The organism is Ahrensia marina (assembly GCF_042140245.1).
GTDB lineage: Bacteria > Pseudomonadota > Alphaproteobacteria > Rhizobiales > MH13 > MH13.
Map to the genome: position 1 here is coordinate 1,047,386 of NZ_CP159483.1, position 19,793 is coordinate 1,067,178.

Sequence of the window (19,793 nt, forward strand, 5' to 3'; positions counted from 1 at the left end):
GGACACAATGATGCGCTCACACACATTGCTTTCAACTGTTGCTTTGGCGGGCATGCTGGCCTGCGCGCCTTTTGCTGCGCTGGCCATGGATCATCAAACCGCTGCGCCAGAAGGTGCTGAGGTTTACTTCATCTCACCTGAAGAAGGCGCCACGCTTTCCAACCCTGTTACCATTCAATTTGGTCTGCGCGGTATGGGGGTGGCACCGGCTGGTGTGGAGCAGATGAACACTGGTCACCATCATCTATTGATCAACATGCCCATTGATCAGGTGGATCTGGAAGCAGCCTTGCCGAGCGATGACAATCATCGGCATTTTGGTGGTGGCCAGACGGAGGTGACACTGGATCTTCCTGCTGGAACCCACACGCTGCAATTGCTGGTTGGCGACCACAATCACATTCCGCACAATCCGCCGATTTTCTCCAACGTCATCACGGTGACGGTGGAGTAGCCATCAGCCGCGCGATCAGCGCGTCGCGCGCGATGCCGGTACGCCTTAAAGACCGCAAGCTTTTCGCCCCTTCTGACTTGGAAAGCTTGCGGCCATCCTCACCAAGCACCAGTCGGTGATGGTGATAGATGGGCGCAGGCAGACCAAGCAGCTCCTGGAGCAAGCGCTGCACGCTGGTTGATGGCCCCAAATCAAGGCCGCGGACCACATGGGTAACGCCCTGATCGGCATCATCAACCACCACCGCCAGGTGATACGTTGCCGGACGATCACGTCCGCGCAGCAAGATATCGCCCCAAAGCGATGGGTCGGTCATGGTGGTAACAGGCGCTGATGTTGGTGTGTCGAGGCGTTTTTCCGACACCTTGGAAATGCCAAGCTTTTTAAGCGCTGCTGCCATATCCAGGCGGATCGGTACATCGTCCGGCATCATGTCCGGGCGCTCGCCTCGGTCACGATCACCAAAAGGGTAATGCGGGCTGCCATCGGGATCGATGTGCCAAGCGATGCCTTCGGTTTTCAATCCATCCAAAGCGTGTGCAATCTGCGTGCGTGAGGCAGGCGCGGGATAAGCCAGTCCTTGGTCATAAAGGAGCCGCAGGGCTTTCTCATACGCTTCCAAATGCTCAGACTGCACACGCACCGGTTCTTCCCATGACAGGCCAAGCCAGGCCAGATCGTCAAAGATTGCCTCAACATAGTGCGGGCGCGCGCGTGATATATCGGTGTCTTCGATACGCAGCAGCATGCGCCCACCTAGGGCATCTGCCCAGCGTTGGCACTCAAGGGCACTTAACGCATGGCCCAAATGCAGATAGCCATTGGGTGATGGCGCGAATCTCAAGACCGGCTGGATCATGTTTCGATGCATAGAATGTGACGCGGATGTGGTCGAGGGGCTAACCGCGCTTCGTGCCTCCGATCCTGCGCTTCACCGAGCCATGGACGCGGTGGATCATGTGCCGTTGCGCCGCTCCACGCCCGATTTTGCAGGTTTGGCCCGCATCGTGATCGCGCAGCAGGTGTCCGTTGCCAGCGCCAAGGCGATTACCGTGCGCACCATTGGCACGCTTGGTGCGCTTGAGGCGCAGCGGTTTGCTGATGCCGACGATGAGGCACTGAAGGCCTGCGGGCTGTCACGCCCTAAGCAACGCACCCTTCGCGCCATTGCAGATGCGCTCCCAGATGAGGCAGCTTTTATGCGCCTTAACGCTCTGGATGTGGCAGCCATGGAAAGTGAATTGGTGACCATCAAGGGCGTTGGTCCATGGACCGCGCAGATTTATATGCTCTTTTGCGTTGGCCATGCTGACACGATGCCCGTGGGCGATCTGGCTTTGCAGAAAGCAGCGGCGTGGGCGCTTGGGTTGGACGAGCGCATGACCGCTGATGCCTTGGCAGAACGCGCCGAAGCCTGGTCGCCGTGGCGCGGCGTGGCAGCACGGCTTTTGTGGTCGTACCATTCGGTGGTGCAGGGCGGTAAGTCTGGCATCGCGATCTAAGCGCTTCGGGTCAGCTTCCCACAGTCAGTTTTCGCATGCGGCCAAGTGTGTCTTCACAAGCTTGTCACACGCGCTATACATACAGCGTGCGTAACGTTTGTGTTGTGCGAATCGGACCGGGAGCAGAGCTTGACCGTCGCCGTTTCACCGGAAGAGTTTCAGCCCACCGGTCGCCCGGTGCTGGCGTCTGCTTCGCGGAGTATGAAACCTGAGGCCTGCCCGGCCTTGGTGCTGAATGCTGACTTCCGACCGCTTTCCTATTACCCGCTGTCGCTTTGGCCATGGCAAGAAGCCGTCAAGGCCGTTTTCCTAGACCGGGTGAATATTCTTTCCGAATATGACACCTGCGTGCACAGTCCGACGACGGAGTTTCGGCTGCCCAGCGTGGTGTCGCTGAAAACCTATGTGAAGCCGCAACGAAATCCGGCATTCACCCGGTTTAACGTGTTTCTGCGGGATCGGTTCGAGTGCCAATACTGCGGCTCTCCCGATGATCTGACCTTCGATCATGTTGTCCCGCGCTCTCGTGGCGGACAGACAACATGGAAAAACATCGTGACCGCGTGCAGCCCCTGTAACCTGAAAAAGGGCGGCAAAATGCCGAAGGTGGCTCAGATGTTCCCGCGTCAGGAGCCCTATCCGCCAACTGTGCACGATTTGCAGACCAATGGGCGGCAGTTCCCGCCCAACTACCTGCATGAGAGTTGGATGGACTTTCTCTACTGGGATACCGAGCTGGATCCGTAGGGTTTAGGCTCTTTTCGGCGGCCAGAGCGCGGCAGCGATACAGACTTTCATCAAAGCGGCTGCTGCAATCACATTCCATCCAGCGAAGGACAGGCCAAGCACGCGCAGAGCGGCCTCATCACAAAAGATGATGGTTGTTTGGCCGATCTCATCGAGCAAACTGCCGGTCGACACTGTCGGTGACCCGCCTGTGCCGCAATCATTGGGTCCTGCCCAGAAATTCCATTCTGCGCCAGCTTGATAGATGCCGGTCACCATCGACATGGCAAACAAAATGCCCGCGACGGCCAAAAGCCCACGTGGCACACAGGCGGGCCATTTCAGCGCCACAGCAAGGGCGGCGACCGCCAACAATGGGATGGCCGCGTAGTAGCCTTCGCGCTGCTCCAAGCAGAGCTTGCAAGGCGTGTACCCGCCAACCAGTTGAAAGGCCCAAGCGATGGCCAGAATGATCAGGGATGCCGCGATCACCCCAAGGGCTGTGCGTGCTTGGCGGCTGTCGGCTGGGTAAAAATCATCGGTTTGGGTCGTTGTGCTCATGGCGCGAAACCACCGCTAACCGATGAAGAAGTCAACCACCGAAAAACCCAAGCGCCCAAACGGCCAGAAGCGGTGCGGAAACAAGCAGGAACGCCACCCAAGCAAGGCCAATGAACAGCCCAAGAAGGATCATCAACCCATCGCGTTCGATGAGCCCAATGGAGGTGATCGTGACGCCGATGCCAGGCACCGTGTTGGTGGAGGGCAGGGGCACAAGGATCGATGCCGCCGGAATCATCATCAGCGCGCCGACAACACGCGTGGCGCGTGGTCCTGAAAGCGCCAACAAACGTGGCTTAGAGAAATGCTCGGTCCAGCCAAACCATTTTTTCCCTCTTGCGACCACGGTGCGCATGGCAGCGATGTCAAAGTCGCGGGTGGTCAGTTTTGCCGGTAGCCAGGGCACGTGGCGACCTGATGCCATCTGACCGGTGAGCACCAGAATGGGCAGGGCAACGATTTGTGGGATCAGATAGACGAAGGGCAGGCAGCAAGGCAGCGCGAGCGCCAGGACCATCAGTCCGAAAGCGCGTTCCTTCAGCGCCTGCGCCAACGCGCCAAGCTCCAGACGTTCCGCGCCAGAGGTCTGTGCCTCTGCCAACACCGCGTCAATGCGGTCGAAGGCGGTGGCAGAATCAGTTTCAAGCTGTGCGGTTTCAGCTGGCGAAGAGATGGCGGTCATCCTTTGGATCGGCCCTTTGATGTGACGACAAGTGGAAAAAGTCTAGCAGCGATAAGCTGCCATCGCGTTACCAGCTATGGTTACGGCGTAAACATGACCCGAGCTGCCAAAAGGGATGCAAAAGAGGATTGACGCTTCGGCGGATCGCAGTATGGTCCGCGCCATCTACCGCACTGAGCTTTAGGTTTGCCCCTGTGGCGGAATTGGTAGACGCGCTCGATTCAAAATCGAGTTCCCAAAAGGAGTGCCAGTTCGAGTCTGGCCAGGGGCACCACAGTCGTTTTTTGAATAAGATCACGCTCGACAAGTGCTTGTAATGCAAGCGCCGAGGTGGCCTTCGAATTCGGCTCAGTTCCTTTGGAACAACCGGGGCGCTTCGAGGTCTGCCCTCTCAATAGCACTCCATCCAACTGTAACGCGACTGGCGGAATGCGCGGTCGGCTTTTGCGTGTCAGACTCTGTGCACTGCTGGTTGCAAGTTTTGCCGACCATCTGTTTTAGGATGCCAGCCTCGGCTCATTGTCGCGCCGGGTGACCCATCTAATGAAATCGTCCGCTGGCATGGGTTTGCCACCATAATATCCTTGATAGTAGCCGCACCCGGTTTCGCGCAAGAACGCCAGTTGCTCTGCTGTTTCGATGCCCTCGGCGACCACATCGGCATCGATGGCTTTGGCCATATCAAGAATGGTGTGCACAAGGCTTTCTGAGGCAGGGTCTTCACCCACGCCTGTGATAAGGCTGCGGTCAATTTTCAAGGTCTCGAAGGCCAGCGCTTTCAATCTACCAAGATTGGAGTAGCCCATGCCAAAATCATCGATGGCAAAGCGCACGCCAATTGCCCGCAGCTCGGCAACTTGGCGTTCCACAAGCGCGCTTTCTTCCATGGCGGTGTTCTCGGTGATTTCGATTTCCAAGGTGTTTGGATCGGCATCGTAGATGTCCAGCCAATGCTTCACCGTGTCAGCAAAGCCATCATCGTTGAGCTCTTCAATGGCAACATTGACGGCAATGGCCAAACGTTCCTCACGATCGCGGTTGATGGATGCGGTGGCCTCAATGGCTTTGGCGAGCATCAGTTGCCCGATCTTTGGTAACAGGCCGATGCTGGCAGCCACGGGTAGAAATACATCAGGTGCCACAGAGCCTTTGGTCGGATGGTCCCAACGAATAAGCGCTTCAGCACCATCAAGCTTGCCTGACTGAACTTCGAACTGCGGTTGGAGGTGCATCTGAAAGCTGTTCTGCTCGACTGCCTGTTCCAAGTCGCGTTCAAGGGCAGAGCGCTCTTTCATTTTTGTATGCGTGGCATGATTGTAATAGCGGTGCGTGTTCCGGCCGCAGCGTTTGGCCTGATACATCGCGACGTCGGCGCATTTCAGCAGATGCTCGCGGCTTGTTGCGTGCTTGGGAAACAGGGCGATACCGATGCTGGTTGTGTTGCTGAGGTGGCACCCTTCCACTCGGAACGGTTGCGTCATCTCTGAGACGATATGCGCCGCTAGGGCGTCGGCTTTATCGCTTGGAACGATCAAGGTGAACTCATCGCCACCAAGGCGCGCCAAGACGGCTTCGTTGGTGGAAAAGTTTGCCAGGTGACGCTCATCGCGCGTGACGTCAAGCAAGGTGAGGCCCTGCTCGCGCATGCACCGGGCCAGTCGTCGAGAAAAACCGCGCAAGAGTAAGTCACCGACATGGTGGCCATGTGTGTCGTTGGTGGCTTTGAAGTTGTCGAGATCAAGGAACATAACCGCAAAGCTGGTCTCGCTTTGTGTGTTGTGCAGAGCAAGATGCTCAAGCTGGTTGTTAAGCCAGCTACGGTTGGGCACACCGGTGAGTTTGTCTTCATAGGCAACGCGATGGATCTCGAGCATCGAGCTGCGTACCGTTTCCAGCATTGTGTTGAGACCATCAGCAAGGACGCCGATTTCACCGTCTGCACGAATATCGATTGCTTGATCGAGATCGCCGGCAGCCACCTCTTGCGTGATGGCGGTGAGTCGAGAAAGGGGCTCGGTCAAACGGCGTGCGAGAGCGTAGCAGACGATCATCGCGACAAAGAAGAAGAGAACGCCGAGCGCGAGGTTGGTGACGAAAACCGTTTGGATGTCTTGTTGCAATGTTTTGGTGCAAAGACTGATCCGCAGCACGCCAATGAGTTGGCCTCCGACGAAAATGGGGCCAGCCACTTCCTGGGCCATTTCGCTCTCATTGAGTTGAACCTGCCGCAGACCGGTTTCTCGTGCTCGATCGATCATGGGGTCGTCGATGGTCGAAAGGAAAGGGATCTCATCATACGACCCGCCAACAACAACAAAGCCGCTGGCATCGACCAAAAAGGCGCTCAGAATATCGTCCCGCGCCAACAGTTCCTCAAAGAAGACTTCCAATGCGGCAGCGTCATTTGCCAGGAGGTGAGGCGTGGAAACTTCTTTGGTCAAACTTAGCAGGTGATCGACATTGAGAGTTTCCCGCTCTGCGAGCAGAAGGCGTTGTGTCTGAACGTTGATCGCCAGGACCGCGACAACGAACAGGGCAACAGCGGCACCAAACGTGATCGCCATGCGGCGTGCTAGCCCATCCCGTGAGCCCTTCTCAAAGACGTAGCCAAATGACATGGTGCTTGCCTTGTTGCTGGCTACATCAACGAGTTCTCACGGATCTCATCGAGAATGGTGTGAATGGGTCCAAACGTCCCCTCGATGCCCCGCGGAAAGTCGTCAAAGCGGGTGGTGTTGTGGAACGAGGCCATCACCTGGATGCCTTCCGGGCTGTCAGTCATGGACCGCAGGGTGGAGGAAATGGCTGACCCAAGTGTTTCATCCAGTTCCGCGCTGCGCACAACAATTTGCCTGGGAACCTCAATACTGCGCGCCAATGCGCGAAATCGATCCGGTTGTGCAACCTGTAGCGCCTCAAAGCCCTGATTGTCGGTGGCGCCAGCATCGATGGTGCCGCGGACAAGCGCGAGCGCTGTGTTGCGGTCATCGCCGGTAAATACATAGCCGACCGAGTCTTCGTCTGGCTGTTGGTGATCCTGGCGCATATGTTGCAGCGGCAGACCTGCTTCCAGCAGTAAGCTAACTGGTAACAAGTACCCCGATGTTGAGTCTGGTTCTTGGAATCCAATGACGGCACCACGTAGGTCCTCAATCGATTCCATCTCACTGTCGGTTGGAACAACAATCACTGAATGGTAGCTGGCCTCACCGTTCTTCCAGCGTCGCAAAAACGGGACGGCATCCGCCAAGCGCGCGACGCGGGTCGCGACCAATGGGCTGTCAAAGTAAAGATCCACATCTCCTTGGCGCAAAGCCTCTGCCATAGCCTGAGAATTGGGAAGAACAGAGATTTCGACGTTGGTTACCCCGTCATCGGCTAATTCCTGTTCGAGATATTGGGCAAGCGGTGTGAACCGTTCGATATGTTTGCGGATGTCGTCGTTGACCGAACCGAGAGTCAGTGTTTCAGCGTGCGCTGATGTTGCTGACGCCAGTGTCAGCGCGACGGCTACAAATTTGGAAAAGTAACGCACAAAGGTCCCCCGACTTCGACTTGCGTGTTTGATCAAGACATACAACCCGTGGTTTCAAGTGCGAGTTAACGTAAGATGGTGTAGGGCACCAAAAACGATGCATGCTTAACGAAGTCTGACCGAGCGAGGACAGTGGACCGGCCGAGCTGCTTGCAATGGCAAGAGGTCGTCAGGAGGTCGAAGGACTCAGGCAGGTACTTTTACCTTGAAAGGGTGGACACCAAGGGCTGAGGCCCTATGCTGAATTTCATGGAAGCGCGTGGAGGTGCTTTGCCAATGAGGGCAATCCACTTCCCACCCACGCGCACTGCCACTAAGTGCCGATGGCACGGGAGACACTTTTCATGAAAATCCTCACCACTGCAGGGCTTGGCCTTGCTACGTTCACGGCTGTCTCAGCCGTTGCTCTTGCACCCGTTCAGGCGCAGGAATGTCCCATCGACCGCCCGGTGAACATGGCTGGCTTGGGCTATGAATCCCACGCTTTCCACACCGAAGTTGCCGCCACGATCATGCGTGAAGGCTTTGGCTGCGAGGTGGAGATTATCCCCGTGGAAACGCTGGCTGGTTTCACCGGTCTTGCCCGCGGTGATTTGGATGCGAACATGGAAATCTGGACTGCCAATCCGCCGCCCGCATGGCAGGAGGGCCTGGATGCGGGCACTTTGGTCGATCTTGGTCCTAATTTTCCCGCAGCCTTGGAAGGCTGGTTTGTCCCACGTTACTTGGTTGAAGGTCCGGACGCACCAGCGCCTGATCTGCGCACCCCCACCGATCTTGCCCGTTATGCTGAGCTGTTTGCCGACCCAGAAGACCCAGACAAGGGCCGCTTTTACAATTGTGTTGCCGGTTGGGTTTGCGAAGACATCAACACGCGCAAGCTTGAAGTTTACGGCCTGAGCGATCTTTACACCAATTTCCGCCCAGGTTCGGGCGGCGCCATGGCTGCTGATATCGTTAGCCGCGTGCGTCGCGAACGTCCGGTGGTGTTCTACTATTGGGCGCCGACCGGCCTCTTCGGTCAGGTGGGTGACCAGTTGGTTCAGCTTGAAGAAGACCCGTTCGATCAGGCGATCTGGGATGAAATGCGCGAGTCGGACAATCCAACCCAAACCACAGCCTATCCATCGTCTCCGGTTCATGTGGGTGCCAATGCAGAGTTTGCTGAGGCAGCGCCGGAACTGGTAGAGCTTTTGACCAACTATGAGACCACCACGCTTTCTACCTCGCAAGCTGTGGCGTACATGCAGGACAATGATGCCGATGCCGATGAGGCTGCGGCCAACTTCCTGGAAACGACCACAGAGTGGGAAAGCTGGGTACCCGCAGATGTGGTTGAGCGGGTGCGGGCAGCGCTCTAGCTCGACTCAACATTTCAACGTGCGGCGTGTAAGACGCCGCACGTTTTTTATTGCGGACTTCGTTTCCGAGCCCTGGGCAGGATGTTTTAGTGATGTTTGAAGAGTTGGAATGGAACGGCATTTTTGTGAATATCGGGCGCACAGTACGCCGCACCACAAATGATTTTATTGAGTTCTTGACGGTCAACTATGGCGACCAGATCGAGGCTTTCTTCAATCCGATTTTGAGTATTTTGGTGTGGATTGAGCGATTGCTATTGGGCCGCTCAGAGCCGGATATTGTCATTCTCATAGTCTTTGGTGGGCTGATCAGCCTGTTCACCTATATCATCTCCAAGAAAGCGATCCTTGCGGGCTCAGTCTTTGCCATTGAAGCAGCTCTGTTCTTCATTTCGCGTTACACCACAACAGTTGGAGAAGACATCATTCAGCCAATGGAATGGTTATGGGTGCAGGAACTCCAGATCATCGCGCTCATCATGTTGATAGCCTATGCAGCAAGCCGCAAGATCCTGTTGGTCCTTGCGATGGGCGCGGCAATGTATGTCATTGGCGCGTTCGATCTCTGGGATCAGGCGATGCAGACCATTGCCATCATGTTGGTTTCGATCCTCATCTCGGTCGTGATTGGTGTGCCGGTCGGTGTGATCATCGCGCGTTCCAATCGCACCCGTGCGGTGGTTAATCCTGTGCTTGACCTCATGCAGACCATTCCGAGCTTTGTGTATCTCATTCCGGCCGTCATGTTGTTGGGTTTGGGTAAAGTTCCAGCTGTCATTGCGACGGTGATCTATGCGGTTCCGCCGCTGATCCGCCTCACCGATCTTGGCATTCGCCAGGTCGATGGCGAGGTGACCGAGGCCAGTCGTGCCTTTGGCGCGACCCGGTTTCAGATCCTGAAAGATGTACAACTCCCTCTGGCGTTGCCATCCATCATGCAAGGCATCAACCAAACGACCATGATGGCGCTGGCCATGGTGGTGATTGCCTCGATGATCGGCGCGCGCGGTGTCGGCGAAACGGTGCTGCTTGGTTTGCAACGCAATGACCCAGGGCGTGGCTTGCTGGGGGGGCTTGCCATCGTTGTTCTGGCCATTGTGTTTGATCGCATCACTCAGGCTTATGGCGCGCGTATGCAAAGCTATCGCGCGGCTGGTCACTGATTTCTCTTTTTCAACTGTTAGAGGCCACCTGTGGCACTTATTGACGTTCAAAACGTAACCAAGATTTTCGGGCCATATCCCAAACAGGCTCTTCGCAAAGTGAAAGCTGGCATGGGCAAAACCGAGCTGCTGGCCGAAACCGGCCATACGCTGGGTATTCACGATGTGTCGCTGTCGATTGAGCAGGGCGAGATCTTTGTCATCATGGGCTTGTCCGGCTCAGGCAAATCCACGCTTATTCGCCACTTCAATCGGCTGATCGATCCCACGGACGGTAAGATCGTTGTGGAAGGCGAGGATGTGCTGAAGCTCTCCAACAAAGGGCTTGAGAATTTTCGTCGCAAACGCATGTCGATGGTGTTCCAGCGCTTTGGTCTTTTTCCGCACCGTACTGTGTTGGAAAATGTTGCCTACGGTTTGGAAGTGCAGGGCGTCGGCGAGAAAGAGCGCCACAAGCAAGCTCGCGAGTGGATCATCCAGGTTGGGCTGGAAGGGTACGAAGACCAGTATCCGAGCCAGCTTTCCGGCGGCATGCAGCAGCGTGTTGGTCTGGCACGCGCGTTGGCCACGGATGCCGACATTCTGCTGATGGATGAGGCGTTTTCGGCGCTTGATCCGCTCATCCGCTCGCAAATGCAGGACCAGCTGGTGGAGCTTCAGGACAAGTTCCATAAAACGATTGTGTTCATCACCCATGATTTGGATGAGGCACTGAAGATCGGCGACAAGATTGCCATCCTCAAAGACGGCGTTTTGAGCCAGGTGGGCACGCCCGCGGATATCCTGATGCACCCGGCCGACGATTACGTGGCGCAGTTTGTGCGTGATGTGAACCGCGCGCGCGTGTTGACGGTGGACGTGGTGGCCAAGCCGCCCAAACTGCGTTTGACGGATGAAAATCTTGAGAAGGCGCTCTCCACCATGCGCAGCAGCGGCACCGATGTTGGCTATGTGGTGGAAGATGGCGGCAACTATGTCGGCTTTGTCACCGAGAACAGCTTGGAAGAAGCTATCGCGGCACCAGGCTCACCAAGTTTGAGCGAGGTGGCCGAAGATGGCCAGCAGCTCGACTGTTCAAGTTCCATCGAAGACGCTCTGCCAACGGTCTTGGACACCGAGCATCCCGTGCCTGTGGTGGGCAAGAATGGTGATCTGGCCGGTGTTCTTTACCCTGATCAAGTGGGTGAGGTCCTCTCGCCATCATCGGTTCAGGCGGGCAACGATGATGAGCCGCTCTCTGAAAGCGACCAAGAGGCTGATAAGCTAGCAAATGTCGCATCTACCGATCCCAAGGTCACTGACAAGGACGCTGCGGAAGGGCCAAGCGAATCCGCTTCATCTGAAGCATCGGGTGCATCCTCGGAGGATGAGGCCAAGAACGACGAGGATGCTGATGCACGTAAGGTGAGCGCTTAAGGTTCACTCCGCCTGTTTGTTGCACCGCATGGCGAACGCTTCTAAGACACGCGCATGAGCGATGATCCGAAGTTTCACATGATTGCCGGTGCAGCGCAGCCTGTTGCACCGTTTTCCCATGCCGTTGAGGCTGATGGTTGGGTGATCCTCACCGGCCAGATGCCGACCGATCCTGATGATCCGAATGCGCCTTTGCCTGACGGTATCGTCGCGCAAACCCATGCGGTGATGCGCAATCTGGAGATCGTACTACGCGGTTTGACGTTGGATCTTTCGAACGTCCTGCAATGCCGCTGTTTTCTCACCCAGTTTGAGCGCGACTACGCAGCCTTTAACGAGACGTATCAAAGCTATTTTCCTGCTGACCGTCGACCAGCGCGCACAACAGTGGGTGTCACGGGCCTTGCCGTTGGGGCGCTTGTTGAGATCGACATGATTGCCAAACGCCCAACCGCGACATCGGGCGGACCTGTGTTGCCAAAAGTCGGCTATTGGTCTGAGCCTGGCGCTTAAAGATGACTGCATTTCTTCGCTCTTTGTTGTTTGTCCTTTTGTTTGGTCTGTCTGGGCAGGCTCTGATTGTACCCTCTTGGGCACAAAGCGGAGTGGAAACGCCCGCCAACCCTGACACCTTTGCTGACATCGCCCAGGGCGAGATTGGCGCTGAAACCACACGACCAAGTGCTGGCGAAGGCCCTGTGCAGCAACTGGCTGATTGGTCGGAAGAGCTTGATGCGGTGCGCCAAGAGCTGACGCGCGATAGCTTGACGCTCGACGCGTTGGCTTCGTTGCGCGATGAGGTGGCGGCCACACGCAACGCCATTCAGGTGATGGTGGATGATTTGGCGCCGCGTCTGGCGGAGCAACGTGCTTTGTTGGAAGGCCTGGCACCGGCGGATGGTGCGTTGGCCGAGACTCCCGAAATCACTGCTCAGCAAGATCGTATCGCTACGTTGGAGCGTGAACTTCAGCCTGCTGAACTTCTGCTTGGCCGCGCGAACGCCCTTCACGATGAAACTGTTTCACGACGCGCCACCGAGTTCACCAATAGGCTTTTCGAGCGCTCGTCGCCCATTCTCACGCCGCACCTTTGGGCTGATGCATTGGGCGATGTACCGCGCCTGACGCAGCGGCTCAGCGATCTAACCAGCAACTCTTGGAACTCGGTGCGTGACCGCGCAACGCCATCGGCGTTTGCTGGGCTTGGTGTTTTGGTCGTTGTGTTGCTCTTGCTGGCCATTCCGCTGCGCCGATTTGCTCTGCGCAAGGCTGCGCGCGCCGATACCAAGGACCCAACCAGTTTCGACAAGACGCTTGGCGCGTTGCGGATCGTGCTTGTGAGCACGCTTATTCCAGCGGTTGGTTTCTTGCTGCTCCTATTTGGGCTGGAGTCGGTTGGCGGCCTGTCTTTGCGGGCCAAGGCCATCATCAACAGCATTGTCTCCAACACCGTTCTGTTCTTCTTCATCAGCGGTATCGTGCGGGCCTTTCTTGCGCCTGGTCTGCCTGCTTGGCGTTTGGTGCCGGTGGGCAATGGCTATGCACGCACGGCCGAAGGTTTCTTTCGGCTTGCGGCCTTTGCCTACCTCGTTGGTGAGGTGTTGCGGACCATTGCAGCAGTGTTTGTTTCACCGCTTGTGGTGGTGCAACTGCTTGAAGCTATGCCATCGCTGGTGGCCGCGCTCTGCATTCTTCTGGCGCTGCGCGCTGTGCTGCGCGGACTGGCACCCAGCGAAGCCGAAGAAACGCCGCCAATCGCCCATATTTTGTGGCGATGGACGTTGCCGATCACCGGCTTGGCATCGTTGGCGGTCGTTGTTGCGCAGTTGTTTGGCTATCTGGCGCTGGCCGCGTTTATCGTTGATCGGTTGATCTGGACTGCGGTGGTGTTGGCCGCACTGCATCTGGCCGCTGCCCTGGTGGAAGGGCTGATGTCGGCGACCTTGCAAGAGGATACGCGCACATCGGTTTGGCTGCACGACAATGTCGGCTTGTCGCGCTCTGGCCTCGGTCAGTTCGGGGTGCTTTTGGCCGGCCTTATCAAGCTGGTTCTTATCGTTGCTGCAGCCTCGTTGATCATCGCGCCCTTTGGGGTGGAAACAGGTCAACTCACCGACATTTTCCGCCGTGTTTTCACGGGCATTGAGATTGGTGGGTTCTCGTTCTCGCTTTCCTCAGTGCTTATTGCCGTTGCCTTGGTGTTCATTGGTGTTGTCATCACCCGCGGCATTCAAGGCTGGCTGGAAAACCGATATCTGCCGCGCACGTCGTTGGACACCGGGCTGAAATCGTCGATCCGCACCGGTATTGGCTACATTGGCATTATCATCGCCGCGTCTATCGGGCTTTCCTCGCTCGGTCTTAATCTTGAGAACATCGCGCTGGTGGCCGGTGCGCTTTCAGTTGGCATCGGCTTTGGTTTGCAGTCGATCGTTTCCAACTTTGTCTCCGGTCTCATTCTCCTTGCCGAACGCCCTTTCAAACAGGGTGATTGGATTGTCGTTGGTGAAGAGCAAGGCATCGTCAAGCGCATCAATGTGCGTGCCACGGAGCTGCAAACCTTTGACCGCGCAACCGTCTTGATACCGAACCAGGACTTCATTGCCGGCACCGTGAAGAACCGCGTGCACCGCGACACGCTGGGGCGTATCGATGTGCCGGTGGGTGTGGGCTATGATAGCGATCCGCAGAAGGTCAAAGAGATCCTGCTTGAGGTCGCTAACGCCCACCCAATGACGTTGAGCTACCCTGAACCGGCCGCGTTTTTTATCGAGTTTGGCGCGAGTTCTCTGGACTTCATGCTGTTTGCCTATCTGGCCGATGTCGGCAATGGCTATGGCGTGCGCTCTGATTTGCGGTTCGAGATTTTCCGTCGTTTCACCGAAGAAGGTATCGAGATTCCGTTTGCGCAATCCGATGTCACGATCCGCAACTTGGACAATGTGCTTGAGGCGCTGGCCAAGGCTGGTGCGACGTTGCCTGAAGGCCTGGGCTCAGGTGGCCTGTCGGGTGATGAAGCCATCAAACAGACCGGCGTTAGCACGGTGCCAGCGCCAGAGCCTCCCTCTAAGGCGGAGGTCAAGCCAGATCGCACGGTGGAAACCGATGCGGAGCCAACGCCCGAGGATGGCCCCGCCGGTCGGGGTTGATGATCATGCTTGCACCTTCAGCAACCTATGATGAAGCGCGCGCGGCGTTCGCCTGGGACATCCCCGAGCAGCTGAACATTGGGGCGCAGATTTTGGATGCGCCAGCTGCTATCGATCCGCAGGCTCCGGCGATTGTTGATGGCAGAACCGGCAACACAACATCGTTCGGTGCATTGGCTGATGAAGCAGCCCGATTGTCGGGTGCCCTCTTGGCGCTGGGGGCCAGGCGCGGTGATCGCGTGGCCGTGATTTCTTCCCAGGGCGCGCGAACCTTGGTGGTGCAGGCTGCCATTCTGCGATCTGGGCTTATCAGCGTGCCGCTTTCAGAACGGTATGGGCGCGATGCGCTGGCCCACCGTATGGCCGATAGCGGCGCACGCTTTGCGTTCGTCTCGGCGGCAGGTGCGGCAAGCTTGGCGAGTGTTAAAGATGATTTGCCCGATTTGGAGCACATCGTCGCGCTGGAACAGGCTCACGGTGCTCTTCAGTATGACGCCTTACTGGCTGATAGTGGCCAAGCCGTTGCACCAGCTGATACCGGTCCTGATGACCCTTGCCTGATGATCTACACGTCCGGCACCACCGGGCCAGCCAAAGGTGCACTGCATGGTCACCGCGTGTTGGCAGGCCATATGCCCGGCTTTCTGTTTGCCCATGGTGGCAAGGTCTCGCCGGAGGATGTGTTTTACACCCCTGCCGACTGGGCGTGGGCGGGCGGTCTCTTAAACCTGCTTTTCCCCGCTTTGGCCCAAGGGGCGCCTGTGGTTGCGTTTTCAGATCCCAAAGGGTTCGACCCGGTGGGTGTTGCCAAAATGATGGCGAAGCGAGGGGTCACCCACGCCTTCTTGCCGCCCACAGCGCTGAAACTGATGCGAGCCGGCGTCGGCGATGACGATGTGCGGGCCATTGGTTTGCGCTCTGTGATGTCTGCTGGCGAGGCGCTGGGCCGGGCAACCTATGAGTGGGCGGAACGCGCGCTTGGCTTTGCGATCAGCGAGGCCTATGGCCAAACGGAGTGCAATCTCATCATCGGTTCTTCGGCCAGCCATGGAGCATCTCGCCCCGGCGCGACTGGTAAGGCGGTGCCTGGCCATGATGTTTTTGTTGTGCGCGAAGATGGCAGCATGACGGAACCTGGTGAGCTTGGCGAGATTGCCGTGCGCTCACCCGATCCAGTGATGTTTCTGGGCTATTGGAAGGCCAAGCAGGCAACGCAGCGCAAGTATCTGACCTCCGATACGCTCGGTAGTCTGCTGATGACGGGCGATATGGCGATGCGCGATGTGGATGGGTTCATCTGGTTCATGGGTCGTGATGATGATGTGATCACATCCTCCGGCCACCGTATCGGCCCAGGCGAAATCGAAGACAGTCTGACCGGTCATCCAGCTGTTTCCATGGCGGCGGTTGTGGGCGTGCCTGATGATCTGCGCACCGAGATCGTGCGTGCCTTTGTGGTGTTACGCGAAGGGTTTGATCAGAGCGATGCCTTGGCGCAGGAGTTACGCGCTCATGTGCGCGCGAACCTTGCCGCCCATGAGTACCCACGTGACATCCGCTTTGTGGAAACGCTGCCGATGACAACCACGGGTAAGATCATTCGGCGGATGCTGAAGCATCAGGATTAGCAGCGTTGCGATGTCAGGGCTGTTTGTGCTCGCTTGGCCGCGCGTTTGATGGCGGCCCGAGCAGCCTTGCCAGCAACAAAAGCCGATTTGCGTGCTTTTTCGGCCATAAGGATAGGGCCAAACGCGCCACTGCCGCCTGGTTGCAGGTCGATCAACACGTCAATCAGTGTCCAGTGATCGCGCCAAAGTCGACGGGCAATCACGCTGTTTGGTGCTGCCAGGCTGTCCAGCAGGAGCGGTTGGTTGGCACTTTGCGCGTCGGCCAACAATTGTTCGGTAAGGTCAGCCAATGCCAGTGCCCCTGGCGCGGCCTTGATGAAGGTCTCATCATAAGCCGTTTTCCAAGGCATCCAGATGGGTGTTTCCGTATTGCCCGCTTTGAGGGAGAGCGTGCCAGCGATTGGTTTGGCTTCAGCGCCTGGCGTCTGGAGCAGGGTAAAATCAACGCGGGCACGACTGTTTTCCGCAAGGTTCATTGCGGTTTCCAGCGCAAAGCCATCATGGCCCAAGCTGCGCAGGGCTGTGCCGTTGCGGCCTTTCCAGCCTCCGGCTTCCAATGCCAGGAAGATGGAAATCGCCTCGGGCATCTCGTCGGGGGCCATTGCGATGGTGTGCGAAAGTGCGCCGTGTTCGCCGAGTTTGCGTCGACTGGCCTTGATCGATTGCGCGCTTTTTTTGCCCAGCAGTTGGCGCAGTGTTGCTGCTTTCGTTTCCTCGACGTCACGTTTCAGACCTGCACGCTGCCTTGTTTCAAGGATGTGAAAACGGCGCCCACTGGCCTCGATCACCTGCTGCAGCATCGGCCAGACAGTGCCGTCTGCTAGTATGTTTTGCATCAGCAGAACCGGGGGACCGTCATGGCGTCGACCGGCTTTGGCGAGCAAGGCTTCCAAGGCAGCTGACGGGTCTTCAGGGGAGACAAGGGGTGTTGCGAGCATCGAGTAAGGATGATGCCAAACCGCCAATGGAAGGGGCGTCGGCATGGGGCCATAACGACCATGCGGGCGGTAAACAGGGATCGCTGCGCGCGGTATGCCATCCTGTGGATCGGTGGCAAGGCACAGTTCCACGCCTTCAGATGCAAGATGGCGCAGCGCGGGCTCCATCATCTGCGGTTCGAAGAAGATGTTGTGCTCGACAGCATTGGCTGCCAGCCAGGCGTAGCCATGCGGCAGATCAGGCGCCGTGGTGATGGTTGCCACGCTCATCTGACCGATCCAGGCGCTGGAGCAAAATGCATTGCTGTTTTCAAGCGGATGGTTGCAAACAGGGTGAGCGAGGCATGGCTGTTTGCTGAGCGCGAACTGTCGCCGGAGAGAGCTGACTCCAGCTTCGCGCTAACAGAGGCCTGGCTAGCGCCTAAATGTTTAGGCAGTTTTGCCAAAAGAGGTAAAAACAGGCGCACGCCACAACTTTCCCTTAGAGGTTGTAGGCTTTTCTCTACGCTCGGACCACTTAAGGGCGCGTTCGCAGCGATGGTGAGCGGAGCGTTAAGATAGCGGATTTAACGGTTCGTCAACCTACCTAGGCGATGGGTACTTAAGATTGTACTGGGGGTTCGTATGTCTTTGTCCACGCTATCTATCAAGCAGCGCATCGTGCTTTGCTGCGCTCTACCTTTGATTGCACTTACCGCAATTTCTAGTTTCACGCTTTATTCGACATGGAAAGAAGCCAAGGGTGCCAGCGATATGGGCCTTTTGCTCCATAAGGCTGAGATCATCGGAACGGTTGTCCACGAGTTGCAACGCGAACGTGGGCTTACAGCCGGTTTTATCGCATCATCGGGTGCAAACTTTGCCGACGAACTTGCCGCGCAACGCATTGCAACCAATGCGAGCTATGCCGAAGTTGAACATATGCTTTCCACGATGTCGAACGTGATTGAGGTCGCTTTCTCCGACTATGTGGAAACGCTTTACCAAGATGAAGCGCGCGTTTTTGATGTTCGAACGCTGGTCGACAATGGAACGGTCAGTGTTGGCGATATGGCCAGCATCTACACCTCATCTATCCACCACCTGATCGTGGCGTTGGAGCATATCGAGGATTTCGCCCATTCAGGACTGATGGCTGAACGTGTGGAAGCTTACATTTCGATCATCGAAGCCAAAGAGGCCGCAGGCCTGGAGCGTGCAATGGGCGCTACCGGATTCACGGCCGGAGTCTTTGAGGAGCCGGTGTATGCTCGCATGTTGGCGTTGCAAGGTGCGCAGGCAACGGATTTTTCGATTTTCAACCGCTTGGCCTCGTCGAGCATGAAAGCTGAGTTCGCTGCAGCAATGAACGAGTCGGTGACCGGCCCGGTTGATGCCTATCGACAGGTGGCGCAGTCTGGTCCCTTTGGGGGCGATATCAGCACTGTGACTGGTCGGCAGTGGTTTGATGCAAGCACGGCGCGTATCGAAGCGCTTCATGTTGTTGAAGAGCATGCCATTCACGAGCTTGAAGCCATGGCTGAAGGTCAAGCCGCCAGTGCAATGCGGTTGCTCTACATCGAGATTGGTTTGGTTGTGGCTGTGCTGATTGGCACGGGCATTCTCAGCCTTCGGGTCGCTGGCCAGATCACCGGAGGCATTGGTCGCGTTGCCTCTGCCATGGAATCATTCACCGGGGAAAACTACGATATTGAGATCGCCGATGCCGATTTGAACGATGAGATTGGCACCATGGCACGTGGTCTGTTGAGCTTCCGCGAAGGTGCAATGGAACGCATCAAGCTGCGCGAGGAATCCGATGCAGACCAGGCTGCTCGCCTGGAACGCCAAGGGCGCGTGGATGCGCTGGTTGACGGGTTCCGCAACGAATCCATGGCCATGCTGGATGCTGTGACCGAGAACATGCAGTCGATGCAAGGTGCGGTGACGGCGCTGAATGGGGTGGCCGATACCTCCCGGGGTCAGGTGATGACCACCAGTACGGCATCGGAAGAAGCCTCAACCAATGTGCAGACTGTGGCGGCTGCAACCGAACAGTTGTCATCGTCGGTTGAGGAGATTTCACGCCAGGTTGTTCAGACCAACGAGATCGTTGATCAGGCGACCCGTTCGGCTGTGGATTCCAGCGAGAAAGTTACCCAGCTTGCCGCTGCTGCACAGCAGATCGGTGATGTTGTCTCGCTCATTCAGGATATCGCAGAACAGACCAATCTGCTGGCTCTTAACGCAACTATTGAGGCGGCACGAGCCGGTGAGATGGGCAAGGGTTTTGCGGTTGTTGCCAGTGAGGTGAAATCGCTGGCCAATCAGACGGCCAAAGCGACGGAAGAAATCGCCAGCCAGATTGCTGGTATTCAAGGCTCTACCACGGAGTCTGCCCAGGCCATTGAAGGCATCGCTCAGACGATGCGTGATGTGCAGACCTACACCAATGCCATCGCGGCTGCGGTTGAAGAGCAAGGCTCTGCGACGTCTGAAATCTCTCGCAACATCAACGAAGCTGCACACGGCACCGGTCAGGTCGCCGAAGCCATGGCAACGATGAGCCAGGCCGTTGATGAGACATCGCAGTCTGCCGGTCAGGTTCAGCAGGCATCAGGTGAGGTGACCGAGCGTTCGCAGAAGCTGCGCGGTATGGTCAATCAGTTCCTCACCGATGTGGCGGCAGCCTAGACAGT

General features: G+C 57.1%; 16 protein-coding genes and 1 tRNA gene. 11 read left to right on the top strand and 6 right to left on the bottom strand.

What is annotated here, in order from left to right; all coding sequences use genetic code 11:
* The first annotated feature begins 7 nt into the window (after positions 1-7).
* Positions 8-454 (top strand): DUF4399 domain-containing protein, encoded by a 447-nt coding sequence (locus ABWH92_RS05125; RefSeq protein WP_375572753.1) that lies wholly within the window; start codon positions 8-10, stop codon positions 452-454.
* Here the strand turns inward: ABWH92_RS05125 and gluQRS are convergent.
* The gene (gluQRS, locus tag ABWH92_RS05130; RefSeq protein ID WP_375572755.1) at positions 435-1,313 is read right to left on the bottom strand and encodes a tRNA glutamyl-Q(34) synthetase GluQRS; all 879 of its coding nucleotides are present in this window, start codon (positions 1,311-1,313) and stop codon (positions 435-437) included. The genes ABWH92_RS05125 and gluQRS overlap by 20 nt on opposite strands.
* Between gluQRS and ABWH92_RS05135 the strand changes: the two genes are divergently transcribed.
* Entirely contained in the window at positions 1,312-1,956 is a 645-nt protein-coding gene (locus ABWH92_RS05135) for a DNA-3-methyladenine glycosylase family protein (protein WP_375572757.1), read from the top strand. The two genes, gluQRS and ABWH92_RS05135, sit on opposite strands and share 2 nt — an antisense overlap.
* Before the next feature lie 201 nt (positions 1,957-2,157).
* Positions 2,158-2,703 carry an HNH endonuclease gene (locus ABWH92_RS05140; RefSeq protein WP_375574193.1) on the top strand — a complete coding sequence of 182 codons (546 nt, stop codon included), beginning with the start codon at positions 2,158-2,160 and terminating at the stop codon, positions 2,701-2,703.
* Between the two features lie 3 nt (positions 2,704-2,706).
* Here ABWH92_RS05140 and ABWH92_RS05145 read toward each other — a convergent pair whose 3' ends face one another.
* Both ABWH92_RS05145 and ABWH92_RS05150 read right to left on the bottom strand, forming a co-directional pair.
* A complete protein-coding gene (locus ABWH92_RS05145; RefSeq protein WP_375572759.1) occupies positions 2,707-3,243 on the bottom strand; it encodes a disulfide bond formation protein B in 537 nt (178 codons plus the stop codon).
* A gap of 31 nt (positions 3,244-3,274) precedes the next feature.
* Positions 3,275-3,925 carry an exopolysaccharide biosynthesis protein gene (locus tag ABWH92_RS05150; protein WP_375572761.1) on the bottom strand — a complete coding sequence of 217 codons (651 nt, stop codon included), beginning with the start codon at positions 3,923-3,925 and terminating at the stop codon, positions 3,275-3,277.
* A gap of 188 nt (positions 3,926-4,113) precedes the next feature.
* On the opposite strand from ABWH92_RS05150, the gene ABWH92_RS05155 reads away from it, so the two are divergent.
* Positions 4,114-4,199: transfer RNA gene (locus ABWH92_RS05155), tRNA-Leu, on the top strand.
* A 223-nt stretch (positions 4,200-4,422) separates the two neighbouring features.
* Here the strand turns inward: ABWH92_RS05155 and ABWH92_RS05160 are convergent.
* A complete protein-coding gene (locus tag ABWH92_RS05160; protein WP_375572763.1) occupies positions 4,423-6,543 on the bottom strand; it encodes a putative bifunctional diguanylate cyclase/phosphodiesterase in 2,121 nt (706 codons plus the stop codon).
* Between the two features lie 20 nt (positions 6,544-6,563).
* Positions 6,564-7,460 (bottom strand): phosphate/phosphite/phosphonate ABC transporter substrate-binding protein, encoded by an 897-nt coding sequence (locus ABWH92_RS05165; RefSeq protein ID WP_375572765.1) that lies wholly within the window; start codon positions 7,458-7,460, stop codon positions 6,564-6,566.
* A 344-nt stretch (positions 7,461-7,804) separates the two neighbouring features.
* On the opposite strand from ABWH92_RS05165, the gene ABWH92_RS05170 reads away from it, so the two are divergent.
* The 6 genes from ABWH92_RS05170 to ABWH92_RS05195 all read left to right on the top strand — a co-directional run bounded on the left by ABWH92_RS05170 (position 7,805) and on the right by ABWH92_RS05195 (position 16,177).
* On the top strand, positions 7,805-8,821 hold the full coding sequence (locus ABWH92_RS05170; protein WP_375572767.1) for an ABC transporter substrate-binding protein: 1,017 nt from the start codon (positions 7,805-7,807) through the stop codon (positions 8,819-8,821).
* A 92-nt stretch (positions 8,822-8,913) separates the two neighbouring features.
* On the top strand, positions 8,914-9,984 hold the full coding sequence (locus ABWH92_RS05175) for an ABC transporter permease (RefSeq protein ID WP_375572769.1): 1,071 nt from the start codon (positions 8,914-8,916) through the stop codon (positions 9,982-9,984).
* Positions 9,985-10,014: 30 nt separating this feature from the next.
* A complete protein-coding gene (locus tag ABWH92_RS05180) occupies positions 10,015-11,400 on the top strand; it encodes a glycine betaine/L-proline ABC transporter ATP-binding protein (protein WP_375572771.1) in 1,386 nt (461 codons plus the stop codon).
* Between the two features lie 78 nt (positions 11,401-11,478).
* The gene (locus tag ABWH92_RS05185; protein ID WP_375574194.1) at positions 11,479-11,913 is read left to right on the top strand and encodes a RidA family protein; all 435 of its coding nucleotides are present in this window, start codon (positions 11,479-11,481) and stop codon (positions 11,911-11,913) included.
* A 2-nt stretch (positions 11,914-11,915) separates the two neighbouring features.
* A complete protein-coding gene (locus ABWH92_RS05190) occupies positions 11,916-14,549 on the top strand; it encodes a DUF3772 domain-containing protein (RefSeq protein WP_375572773.1) in 2,634 nt (877 codons plus the stop codon).
* Between the two features lie 5 nt (positions 14,550-14,554).
* Positions 14,555-16,177: an AMP-binding protein gene (locus ABWH92_RS05195; RefSeq protein WP_375572775.1), complete on the top strand. Its 1,623-nt coding sequence runs from the start codon at positions 14,555-14,557 to the stop codon at positions 16,175-16,177.
* On the opposite strand, the gene ABWH92_RS05200 is transcribed toward ABWH92_RS05195, so the two are convergent.
* Entirely contained in the window at positions 16,174-17,385 is a 1,212-nt protein-coding gene (locus ABWH92_RS05200) for a GNAT family N-acetyltransferase (RefSeq protein WP_375572777.1), read from the bottom strand. The genes ABWH92_RS05195 and ABWH92_RS05200 overlap by 4 nt on opposite strands.
* 354 nt (positions 17,386-17,739) lie before the next feature.
* Between ABWH92_RS05200 and ABWH92_RS05205 the strand changes: the two genes are divergently transcribed.
* Entirely contained in the window at positions 17,740-19,788 is a 2,049-nt protein-coding gene (locus ABWH92_RS05205) for a methyl-accepting chemotaxis protein (protein WP_375572779.1), read from the top strand.
* Positions 19,789-19,793: the final 5 nt, after the last annotated feature.